This window comes from Bacillus salipaludis, from assembly GCF_030938565.1.
In the GTDB taxonomy this organism is placed as follows: domain Bacteria; phylum Bacillota; class Bacilli; order Bacillales; family Cytobacillaceae; genus Neobacillus; species Neobacillus salipaludis_A.
In genome coordinates, this window is sequence record NZ_JAVGVR010000001.1 from 3,545,440 (window position 1) to 3,557,352 (window position 11,913).

Consider the following 11,913-nt stretch of genomic DNA (forward strand, 5'->3'; position numbering starts at 1 on the left):
AGTTCATATGGGATATACTTTAGCCCAAAAGATTATTGCGAGAGCAAGTAAAAAGAGTCAGGTCCAAGTGAATGAAATTGTTGAGGTCGATATTGATTTTGCAATGATTCATGACTCGAGTGGACCACGAAGATTCGGTTCTACCTTGGAGAAGTTAGGAGCGACTGTTTGGAATCCTGATAAAGTTGCTTTGATATCTGACCATTTTGTTTCATCCAGCGATTCTACCGAAGCTTCCATTCTGAAATTGACTAGGGAATGGGCGAAAAAATATCGGATTTCGAAGTTCCATGAGAGGGAAGGTATCGGTCACATTGTACCCGTTGAACGAGGATACATCACACCAGGTATGATGTATGTCGGAGCGGATTCTCATTCAACAACAGCCGGAGCAATGGGATGTTTTGCAATCGCACTAGGATCAACTGATATGTTAGGTGTCATGGCGACTGGGAAAACATGGGTGAAAGTACCTGAATCCATCAAGATTATTTGGAAAGGGAAACTTTCCAAAGGGGTAATGGCTAAAGATATGATGCTGAAATCAATACAGAGAACGGGTATTGATGGTGCTACCTATAAATCCGTTGAGTTTTCGGGAAGTGCAGTCGATACATTACCAATGGATGAAAGATTAGTTCTGTCAAACATGGCAATTGAAATGGGAGCAAAAGCTGGAATAATCGAAGCTAATGATATTGTTATCGACTACCTTAATGAGAGGAATGTTAGTAATTTTGAGGTAGTAACTGCGGATAAAGATGCTTTCTATTTCGAAACTTTAGAATTCAATGCGAATCAGCTAGAACCAATGGTTGCACTTCCGCATTCTCCTGATAATGTAAAGCCTGTTTCAGCAATTGATCACTTCGAGCCTCTAGATCAAGCTTATATAGGGGCTTGTACGGGAGCTAAGTATTATGATTTGGAAATAGCTGCCCAAGTTCTTAAAGGCAGAAGAGTTTCCAAAAACACGCGATTGCTGATTGCACCGGCATCATCGGAAGTCATGCGAAGGGCTACAAAAAGCGGCATAGTTGAAACGTTGCTCGATGCGGGAGCAACATTTCTGCCGACAGGTTGCGGAGCGTGCGCTGGACTTGGCAATGGTGTGCTTGCTCCCGGGGAAAGATGTATATCTTCGACAAACCGGAATTTCCCTGGCCGGATGGGATCTGGGTCGGAAGTATATCTAGCTTCCCCTGCCACAGTTGCGGCATCCGCTATTACAGGCAGAATAACCGACCCAAGAGAGTTTTTATAGTCTTACGGTACCCAGACTACATGTCAGCTTACTTAGGAGGATAGATATGCAAAAGATTAAAGGGAAGACATGGGTGTTTCCAGATAATGTGGATACGGATATGATTAACCCCGGACGGTATTTAAAATTATCAGCTGATCAAGCTGCAAAACATATATTTGAGGGTATCGACCCCGACTTTCCTTCCAAATTCCAAGCGGGGGACATTATCGTTGCCGGTAAAAACTTTGGATGCGGATCAAGTCGGGAGTCAGCCCCGGCTGCTATAAAATTATCTGGTATTAGTGCCATCATTTCGGTATTTTTTGCAAGGATATTTTTTCGAAACGCGATAAATTTAGGTTTACCTGTAATCGAATGTAAGGAAGCAACTAGAATTGAAGAAGGAAATGAGATTGAAATTGATTTTGAAAATGGTGTGATTTATAACTTAACGAAAAACGAGTCTTATTCAACAACGATCTATCCGCCGTACATACAGGAAATTATCAATCATGGCGGTCTGGTTAACATGCTAGAACGAAAGTTGAGCAATAAGGAAATCAAATTATAAACTAGATGTGCTTTTCTTAAGGTAGGTCGACTATATTGATTCACCACTATAACGTTGGAAAAAGGAGTCGGTTGGGTATATGAAGGGTAAGTTCCGCTGGGTCATTGTAAGCATTATTGCTCTTACAATTTTAATAAATTACTTGGATAGGTCTGCTCTTGGTTTTGCCAATGGAGCAATTACGAAACAGTTTAATATTAACAATGCGGAGTGGGGCCTAATTGGCAGTGCCTTTTCTATTGGTTACTTGATTCTCTCCTTTGTAGGCAGTCCTATTATAGACAAAATTGGAGTAAAGAAGGCATTGTCCCTTTCTGCAGGGCTCTGGTCAGTATTTAGTATTTTGACCGCTTTCATGGGTTCTTTTGTCAGCCTTTTCCTAGTTCGGGTATTACTCGGTGGATCTGAAGGACCAGCCTTTCCAGCAGTCAGCAGGGGAATTAGCCGTTGGCTGCCAGGAAAGGAAAGAGGGAAGGCTTTAGGGATGATCGTTGGATTTGGGGTCCCTTTTAGCCTCATGATCGGTGGACCTATTATTACACAGCTAATGGAAAGCCTGGGATGGAAATCGCCGTTCGTTATTTTGGGAGCATTAGGATTGATATTGGTTGGAATTTGGTTATGGCTGTTTAAGGATTCTCCTATTGGCTACCATCGAGTTAGCCCTCAAGAACAAGAATACATTAAAAGCGGCTTAGTAGAAGAAGAGACAACGGAGCATGTAAAAAAAGTAGAATGGAAGAAGATATTTACCAATAAGAATCTTTTGATTTCCGCATTTGGTTATTTTTCTTGGGGATTCATGTTCTGGGGATTTATGTATTGGTTGCCGGGCATACTCAGCCAGGTTTATCATCTCAACATCGTTAAAGTTGGATTTTTCACGGTTTTACCATGGGCCGTTGGGACGGTAGCTACCATTGCAGGCGGACTTATTGCAGACCAACTATATAGACGTAAACCAGGTATACGAAGCCGATTTAATTTGATAGGAATATGTTTATTGTTATCGGGTGCTTCCCTTATTCCAATCATGTTTAATCCATCCCTATATGGTGCCATTACATTTATCTCCCTTGGAGTAGGATTTGGGATGGTTACGGGTTCGATTTGGTGGATCGTTGCGATTGATTCTGCTCCAGACCAGCCCGCAGCTGCATCAGGGTTTTTGAATGCTGCATTTGCTCTTGCCGGAATTGTTGCACCCACTGCAATGGGAGTTGCTATTCAGATAACGGGCAGTTTCAGCGCAGGTTTTGGGGTTATGATTGTTCTTGCTTTACTTAGCTCAATCGGATTCTTATTCTTTACAAAAGAAAAACAAGGTACAATTTCAGAGGAACAGAGAATTAAAACCATAGTCCATTAAAATTACTTCGATTAACCCGCCATAGATTAAAGAATCATTAATTAGGCGGGTTGGTCAACTTATTAATAAAAAAGTTGAGCAAATAAAGGGAAGTGAGATATGATGAATTCAATTAGAAAAAAATTCAAAGAACGAGTATCGCAAACTGGAATTATCATTGCACCGGGGGCATATGACAGTTTGACTTCGGTACTAATCGAACAGGCTGGGTTTGAAGCACTTTATATGACAGGCGGCGGCATCTCTTATACCACATTAGGAAAACCTGATATAGGTTTAATGACGGCAAGTGAAATGGCAACAAGAGCATCATATATATGTGACGCGGTACAAATTCCAGTAATCGCAGATGCTGATACGGGGTACGGAAACTACTTGAATGTGATGAGGACCGTAAAAGATTTTGAGCGAGCAGGCATTTCCGCAATCCAACTGGAAGATCAGGATTTCCCGAAAAGGTGCGGTCACTTGAGAGATAAAAATGTAATCCCTTTGTCTGAAATGATTGGTAAAATCAAAGCTGCAGTAGACACTAGAGTAGATGAAAACTTGCTAATCATTGCACGTACTGATTCGAGAGCAATAAACGGTTTACAGGAAGCAATTGAACGGGCACAATGTTATGTGGAAGCTGGCGCAGATATAATTTTTGTAGAGGCTTTGGAGAACAAGGATGAGTTCTCGATCATAACAAATTATATCCAAAAGCCTTTATTGGCGAATATGGTGGAAGGCGGAAAATCCCCATTAATGTCTGCTTCTGAACTTGACAGCATGGGTTATAAAATTGTCATCTTTCCAAACAGTGTTACTCGTGTAGTTGCAAAGGCGGCACAAGATTTATTTCATGAATTGAAAGAAACAGGAACTACGGCTGGGATGAAAGACCAGATGTTGAATTTTAGTCAGCTTAATCAACTACTTGGCATCCAACGGTATCATGAGATAGAAGAAAAATATGTCTTGAGATAATCGTTCCTGAAATTTTAAAAAGCGCTATCTATGAAAGGAACAAAAATATATGGTTGCGAGTATTGAAAAATTATTTAAGATTTTAATGTTATTTTCATTTGAACGAAACACACTTTCAATCGCCGAGATTCATGCTGAGCTTAAATACCCTAAAAGTACAATTGTCAGGTTATTAGCTACGCTAGAGAGCATGGATTTTATCAAACAAGATCCTGACACGCGCAGGTATTCTTTAGGATTTCCGTTCTTTAGGCTAGGGAATATTGTGATGAATGATTTTGATTTACGTAAAGTTGCAAAACCGATTATGGCTGAGTTGGTAAATGATACAGGGATGACAGTGGATTTAAATATCAGGGCTGGGAATTCCCGGGTTTGTATTGATAAGATTGACGGGCCTGAGATTGTGATTAATTTTATCCGGATTGGTGAACATACCCCTCTTTTCACCGGGGCATCCGGAAAAGTGTTGCTTGCCTATTCAAAAGATAAGGATGAAATCTTACAAAAGATCATTGAAGAGGCTGATGTTAACATTGAGCAACTAAATGAAGAATTAAACGAAATTCTTGTTAAGGGATATAAAATAACTACAGGTGAAAGAAGACCCGGAAGCTTTGGAATCGCAGTGCCGATTTTTGATCATTCCAATGAAATTACGGCGAATCTTACCGTTGCAGGCCAAATTCATATGTTAACAGAAGAAAACAAAATATTTTTGGTAGACAAGGCTAAATATTGTGCAAATTTAATAAGTGAAAGATTAGGATATAGGTGTTAAATAATTTTTGTTATCCAAATGGAAGATTTAAAGAGAAAAAGATTCCTTAGTTCTTAAATAGAACTTATGATCCAAAGGGGAGTTAATATGAGGTGGATTCGGCGAATTCGAACCAATATATATTTCTGGAGTAGGTTCTCGTATTGCTAAAAGAAAAGCTGCTTGATTTTTCTATTATTTCGGAGGCAATAGTTCGTGTGTAATTTCCAAATATTATTCTAGTAGTAAAAACAAAGCACCCGTTACATTCGGGTGCTTATAATTTTCTTAATGGAGAAAAACTTTACAGGTCCTTCTGTTATTTCGAATGCGTTAGAACAGGTTGTAAGTGAAACGATCAGAAATAGAGATAGATAAAAACTTTTTAAATTAAAATATTTAGGCTTAATTATAGTCATAAAATAGAAAGAAAAGTTCCCATTTTTATAAATTTTGGGAGCTTTTTTTGCGTAGATTTCAGGGGGATTTGACGACTTCTACAAGAAGTGAATGAAATGTAATATAAAGATGCTAAAAAGCTCCTCAACTACTGTATTTCAGTTTCTATGAAACATTTTTTAGTAAAAATAAAAACAGAAAAGTAAATAGCATTTTTTAATTGCCAAAAACACCGGAAAAGGCTTTTCAAGAAAAACAATTCGTCCCCATGGTTTTTTGTTATTTCAAAAAAGGCTATTTAATTTACATTGATATTGTAACAACAATAGTGTATGACGCATAGCATAAATCATATGCTGTATGTCATATAGTAAATAAAAAATGAGGTGGGTGAATGAGTACTTTATTGAATTCATTAATGACAGAGCTTAGGAGAGGAACGTTGACATTAGCCGTTTTAAGTCAATTACAAAAACCACAGTATGGATATTCACTTGTTCAATTATTGGAGGAATCGGGCATTACCATTGACCAAAGTACCTTATATCCATTGCTTCGACGATTAGAAAAACAGGAGTTAGTTTCGAGTAGTTGGGATACATCTGAGAGTAGACCCCGTAAATATTATGTTTTAAGTGAATATGGCTTAGAGATTTTTTTGCAGTTAAAAAGAGAATGGATTAAGAATTCGAAAGAGCTCTTTGGCTTATTAAAAGGGGAGGGAGACGATGAATCTAATTGAGATTTATATACAAGAAGTTACTCGGAGGCTGCCTGAAAAAAATCGTGAGGATATTGCACTCGAGTTGCGGTCAACGATAGAGGATATGCTGCCTGATGATTACCAGGAAGAAGATATAAAGGCAGTTCTTGAAAAATTGGGGAGCCCCGTCACATTGGCTAGTGGTTATCGAGATCGGCCAATGCACTTAATTGGTCCACGCTATTTTGATGTATATGTGACGCTGCTAAAAATGATTTTACCGATTGCTGCTGTCATTTCGTTCATCTCGATGATTGCCGAATATTTTATTGGATATAGTGGTGAACAAGCGGTTATTAATATTGTTTTGAGTCTTATGGGCGAAGGAATAGGGAGGATCATTGAAGTGGGGATCCAAGTATTCTTTTGGCTAACACTTATGTTTGCCATATTAGAAAGAACAGATAAGGGAAGAGATGAGCAGCCATTAACAGCAAGCCTTAAAAAATGGACTCCCGATGATTTGAAAAATATCCCGTATATCCCTAAGAAAAAAGCGATTTCTAAGGTCGAAGTATTTGGAAGTCTATTGTGGACTGCAATCTGGGCAACACTTTATTTTAAAGCGAATCATCTTGTTGGTGTATATATAGGTGGTGGAGAAGGACTTAAATTCGTAACTCCTTCTTTAAATCAGGAAGTTTTACTGTGGTATTGGCCAATCGTTCTTGTTGTTATTGGTTTAGAAATAGCCTTAGCCCTTTATAAATTAATAAAGGGACAGTGGACAAAAAGAATGGCCATTTGTAATACTGCCCTCCAGCTTATTGCAACCATTGTATTCATTGTGATATTCAGAAATCCGAATGTAATCACCCATGATTATATTACGTATATGTCTAATTCATTTACCATTACAGCTAATCAATTTGAATTGTGGATCGTGGGCGGTGGAATTTTAATCTTTATGATATCTTCGGCAATCAGTGTATTTGATGGGTTCCGTAAAGCTAGAATTCGTTAATCTATATTTGCTTATTAGTTTATAAGTTTAATAGGTTGTATATAGAGCTTACAGTTTTTGTATTGGGGGCATTTAAGCAGAATTAAGTGATCTCATGATTGGGGATATATTTTAATTAAAGGGTGCGATTTCGCAGCAAGAATTGTGCTCTTACTTTATGTTAAGAGTGCATTTCTGTAGTAAGAAATGCACTTTTTTGTATTGGGCCACTTATGTAATTAGTTATGGGATTACTCAAAGGGAAATCGAGTTAATTTAGAGTTATGTTATTTTATTCGCCAATTTAGAGTACCTATGTTATGTAGGGAAGGGCCAATATGACCTGAAAGTTGCCTACGAAAGGTTTAAAAGCAGTAGATTGGAGTGAATCATAATTATGAAAAAAACGATGCGCGTTCTTATTTCTGGTGCCAGTATTGCCGGACCGGCACTTGCTTACTGGCTTCACCGCTACGGTTTTGATGTGACTGTCATAGAACGTGCGCCCTCATTACGCCCAGGTGGTTATGGGGTTGATATCCGTGGTGCAGCCATTACGGTGCTTAAGCGGATGGGTATATTCGATCAAGTTTTTGACGCTGACACAAACATATCAGGTGTTTACTTCGTGAATAGTAAAGGTAAGATTGAAGGTCAAATAAGCGAAGCAAGTATGGGGAACCAGAAAGGTCTGGACATTGAAATCATGCGCGACGATCTAAGTAACATTTTATTTGATTTAACCAAGAATACGACCAATTATATTTGGGGCGATTCAATTACCGCCATACATGAGACTGAAACTGGTGCAGAAGTTCAATTTATTCATAACAAGCCGCAGACATTCGATTTGGTAATTGGTACGGACGGGCTCCATTCAAATGTACGCACATTGACTTTTGGCGACGAAGCACAGTTTAAACGTACGCTTGGCTGTTATATATCGATTTTTACTCTCGAGAATTACCTCAACCTTGACCACCGCCAACTGTTGTATACGGTTCCAGGCAAAACTGTAGGGATGTATAGCGCACGTGACAATACCGAAGCAAGAGGGATGTTTTTGTTCCAATCAAATGAATTAGAGTACGATCGCCATGATACAGAATATCAAAAGAATCTTGTAGAAAATGCCTTTGTTGGCCAATCGGGTTGGGAAACCTTGCCTCTACTCAAAAGCATGAAAGAAGCGACAGACTTTTATTTTGATGAGATTTGCCAGATTCATATACAGACATGGTCAAAAGGTCGGGTTACATTGGTAGGAGATGCGGCGTTTGGCCCATCACCTCTCTCAGGTCAAGGCTCAAGCCTGGCACTCGTTGGAGCTTATGTATTAGCTGGCGAACTCAAAGCTGCAAATGGCGATTATGCCCGAGCTTTTGTTGCCTATGAACAAGAAATGAGAAAGTTTGTTGAGAAAAATCAAAAAATAGGACGAATAGCCGCAGGGAGCATGATTGAAAAATCAAACTTCAAAATCTTTCTAAGAAATTTAATATTGCGCGTACCCACTCTTATGGCCGTACAGTTTAAGATGATTTCAAAAATGATAGCGAAAGCTGCCAACGGAATAGAACTGAAAGATTATTGAAATGAAAGGGAAAACCAAGGGGACGGTTCTGGCTTAAAAGCCGCAAGAACGTCCCCTTGGTTTTTTCAAAGTAATTTTCATATTTTGTTCACAACTTGTTCATATCTTGGGGTTAATATAAAAACATGAAAAGTACTTTTTCATGTTGACCCCCTATTTAATATATTTTTGTTTATCCGGCTTCTAGCTGGATAATTTTTTTTGTAATAAGGGACGAGTATGGTAAAAATAGTATTTATCGATTTGAAAGGAGTTTTAAGATGGAAAAGGTCGGACTACTAAAAAGATTCGAAAAGAGTCATATTACCTTTTTTGTTATAGCAGTTGTGTTATTTTGGATCAAGACCTATGCAGCCTATCAAATAGAATTTAAATTAGGCATAGATAATAATCTACAAAAGTTTTTGTTAGCTATTAATCCAATTAGTTCTGGATTATTCTTTATTGGATTAGGTTTACTTTCTAAAAAGCATACCAAAAAGATTATGATTATCATCAATTTTGTATTGTCATTCCTTTTATATGCGAATATTGTTTATTATCGATTTTTCAATGACTTTATAACAGTCCCGGTCATTATGCAGGCGAAAACGAATGCTGGACAATTGGGGGATAGCGCCAATTCCTTAATGTCCCCACTTGATATTTTTTATTTCACAGATACCCTTATTCTAATTGTTCTTGCGCTAACGATATTTAAAAAAGCTAGTGCGAAAAATCGCAAATCCTATAAAATCGTATTATTATTTGCTGTCACTGTTTTTCTTTTTAACCTTGGATTAGCAGAAAAAGACCGTCCGCAATTATTAACACGTTCCTTCGACAGAAACTACCTTGTTAAATATTTAGGAGCATATAATTTTACCATTTTGGATGTCATTCAAAATATCAAAACTTCTAGTCAAAGGGCACTCGCTAGCAGCAGTGATATCACAACTGTAGAAAATTATCGAAAAGCCCATTATACGGCACCAAATCCAGCTTACTTTGGCAAAGCAAAAGGGATGAACGTTATTTACGTCTCCTTAGAATCATTCCAAAATTTTATGATTGATTATAAAATGCCAAATGGACAAGAAGTGACGCCATTTTTAAATTCATTGGCTCATGATGGCAACACCTTCTATTTTGATAATTTCTATCATCAAACAGGACAAGGTAAAACATCAGATGCTGAATTCTTGATGGAAAATTCACTATATCCGTTAAATCAAGGTGCTGTTTTTATCAATAAGGCACAAAATACGTATCAAGCGACCCCTGCTATTTTAGGTCAAAAAGGCTATACATCTGCAGTTTTTCATGGAAACTATAAAACTTTCTGGAACCGGAATGTTATGTATCGAGCATTAGGCTATGATCAATTTTTCGACGCAGAATATTATAATATGTCTCCTGAAAATATAAAGAACTATGGGATGAAAGATAAGCCATATTTCCAAGAGTCCATGTCCATGCTTGAGGGGTTAAAACAACCTTTTTATACCAAATTTATTACGTTATCCAACCATTTCCCATTTGAAATGGACAAACAAGATACTAATTTTCCAGCCGGAGACTTTGGTGACTCAGTTGTAAACAATTACTTCCAGTCAGCCCATTATATGGATGAAGCCCTTAAACAGTTTTTCGATGCTTTAAAAGCAGATGGGCTATATGATAAAACGGTCATTGTCCTTTATGGAGACCACTATGGTCTTTCCGAAAACCACAATAAGGCAATGGCAAAAGTTCTTGGCGTTCCAAAAATTACGCCAACCATTAATGCCAAGTTGCAGGAAGTACCATTATATATACACGTTCCAGGTGTAAAAGGTGGGGTTCAGCACCAATTTGGCGGTGAAGTAGATGTTCGACCAACCCTTCTACATTTATTAGGTGTTGATACAAAAGATTACATTGAATTCGGTTCCGATTTATTATCAAAAGATCATCGCAACTGGGCATTGTTTAGAAATGGTGATTATGTATCTCCTCAAGTAACTGAAGTAAGCGGGAAATTCTACAACCCTGACACGGGTGAATTATTACCGAATCAAAGTGCCTATAAATCAATTAATGATAAGATCTCAACAGAACTTCAAATGTCCGATGCAGTGGTCAATAAAGATTTATTACGGTTCTATACACCAAAGGGATTTAAACCGATTGATCCTAATGAATATCAATATCTTGGTCCTAAAGGAAATACGAAACAGCCTAAGGTTCAAACAACTGGGGCTCAATAGATCGTTTGTTCCAATCTAGTTATTTGCTGACTTATATTTCATATCTCTTGAAATATAAGTCGGCTTTTTTTCTTCATTTTGAACTCTTTACAAGTTTGGTTTAGCAATATTTTTTATGAAGTAAATGCTCTAATTTCTTATGGTAAATTTATTATCTTTATTTGTTTATTCATGAATTCCTTTCTTACCTATCCTTCTAATACCTACATAAATTCTTCCTTTAAGACTTTTTTGCTATCGCTTTTATTATTTTTTTCTACCATTTTGCAAAATCTTACAAAATACCGGCAGCACCTAGAATGACAAACCGACCAAGAGTGGGAAACGGTTCTGACGATTTATTTAAACGCTGATTTTGTAAATATTGCTGCTGGATTATAATAAACTATAATTGACTTCAATTAACTTACAATAAAATCCTATAAAGGGGGTATCTGTATGATAAAGAAAACTTTTTGGATTCCAACCATTGTATTTATCGTTACAACGTCTGTATTATACTTTTGCGGTCATTTGTATAATATTGAATCACTAAGTTGGTTCAATTTTGAGGAAACCTCAAATGGCGGATTTACCTTCGATGGTTCATTGAATCCAATTATGTTTGGTTTTGTAGTTGGATTTATTGCGGAATGGATATATAAAAGGAGAGAAAAAAAACGCACGACTTAATATAGTGGTCGGTTTAAGAACAACTAAACATATACAGGAATCTGCAAGATGATGAAATAATCCACCCGAACTCACTCAAGGATGGATTATTTTTTATGGTTAAAGACAGAATGACTACAATTAGACTAGCTTTTTGGGTGATATTTCATATCATTATGACCACGCCTCGATTCCACAGCAAAATTCTTTAATTTATAATGTGTGGGTAGATCACTTGAATTCTAATATTCTTTCTAAATTCCTTAAGAGGGATTTTTTTTAATTTAAGTAAATAATACTTTTTCATATTGTCTATTTTCAATTTTTTTGCTGGTGAATAATGGCGAAGGGGAGAAATATAGGGAATTTAATTTAAATGTAAGGGCATATTAATCATTGTGAAATTCATAAAAAGGT

10 protein-coding genes are annotated in these 11,913 nt (G+C 37.3%); all 10 read left to right on the forward strand.

What is annotated here, in order from left to right; genetic code table 11:
- The first annotated feature begins 7 nt into the window (after positions 1–7).
- The 10 genes from RCG21_RS17570 to RCG21_RS17615 all read left to right on the forward strand — a co-directional run bounded on the left by RCG21_RS17570 (position 8) and on the right by RCG21_RS17615 (position 11,517).
- Positions 8–1,264 carry a 3-isopropylmalate dehydratase large subunit gene (locus RCG21_RS17570; RefSeq protein WP_133337143.1) on the forward strand — a complete coding sequence of 419 codons (1,257 nt, stop codon included), beginning with the start codon at positions 8–10 and terminating at the stop codon, positions 1,262–1,264.
- Positions 1,265–1,310: 46 nt separating this feature from the next.
- Positions 1,311–1,817 carry a 3-isopropylmalate dehydratase small subunit gene (locus RCG21_RS17575; protein ID WP_133337141.1) on the forward strand — a complete coding sequence of 169 codons (507 nt, stop codon included), beginning with the start codon at positions 1,311–1,313 and terminating at the stop codon, positions 1,815–1,817.
- 79 nt (positions 1,818–1,896) lie between these two features.
- Positions 1,897–3,186: an MFS transporter gene (locus tag RCG21_RS17580; RefSeq protein ID WP_133337139.1), complete on the forward strand. Its 1,290-nt coding sequence runs from the start codon at positions 1,897–1,899 to the stop codon at positions 3,184–3,186.
- A gap of 99 nt (positions 3,187–3,285) precedes the next feature.
- Entirely contained in the window at positions 3,286–4,158 is an 873-nt protein-coding gene (locus RCG21_RS17585; protein ID WP_235824872.1) for an isocitrate lyase/PEP mutase family protein, read from the forward strand.
- A gap of 49 nt (positions 4,159–4,207) precedes the next feature.
- The gene (locus tag RCG21_RS17590) at positions 4,208–4,939 is read left to right on the forward strand and encodes an IclR family transcriptional regulator (RefSeq protein WP_133337135.1); all 732 of its coding nucleotides are present in this window, start codon (positions 4,208–4,210) and stop codon (positions 4,937–4,939) included.
- A 772-nt stretch (positions 4,940–5,711) separates the two neighbouring features.
- Entirely contained in the window at positions 5,712–6,059 is a 348-nt protein-coding gene (locus RCG21_RS17595; protein WP_133337133.1) for a PadR family transcriptional regulator, read from the forward strand.
- The gene (locus RCG21_RS17600; protein ID WP_308913518.1) at positions 6,046–7,044 is read left to right on the forward strand and encodes an HAAS signaling domain-containing protein; all 999 of its coding nucleotides are present in this window, start codon (positions 6,046–6,048) and stop codon (positions 7,042–7,044) included. The genes RCG21_RS17595 and RCG21_RS17600 overlap by 14 nt, the downstream gene beginning before the upstream one ends.
- A gap of 376 nt (positions 7,045–7,420) precedes the next feature.
- Complete coding sequence (locus RCG21_RS17605; RefSeq protein ID WP_133337129.1) at positions 7,421–8,617, forward strand: FAD-dependent monooxygenase; 1,197 nt, start codon at positions 7,421–7,423, stop codon at positions 8,615–8,617.
- 260 nt (positions 8,618–8,877) lie between these two features.
- Entirely contained in the window at positions 8,878–10,845 is a 1,968-nt protein-coding gene (ltaS, locus tag RCG21_RS17610) for a lipoteichoic acid synthase (protein WP_133337127.1), read from the forward strand.
- A gap of 438 nt (positions 10,846–11,283) precedes the next feature.
- Positions 11,284–11,517: a hypothetical protein gene (locus RCG21_RS17615; protein ID WP_133337125.1), complete on the forward strand. Its 234-nt coding sequence runs from the start codon at positions 11,284–11,286 to the stop codon at positions 11,515–11,517.
- The last annotated feature ends 396 nt before the right edge of the window (positions 11,518–11,913 follow it).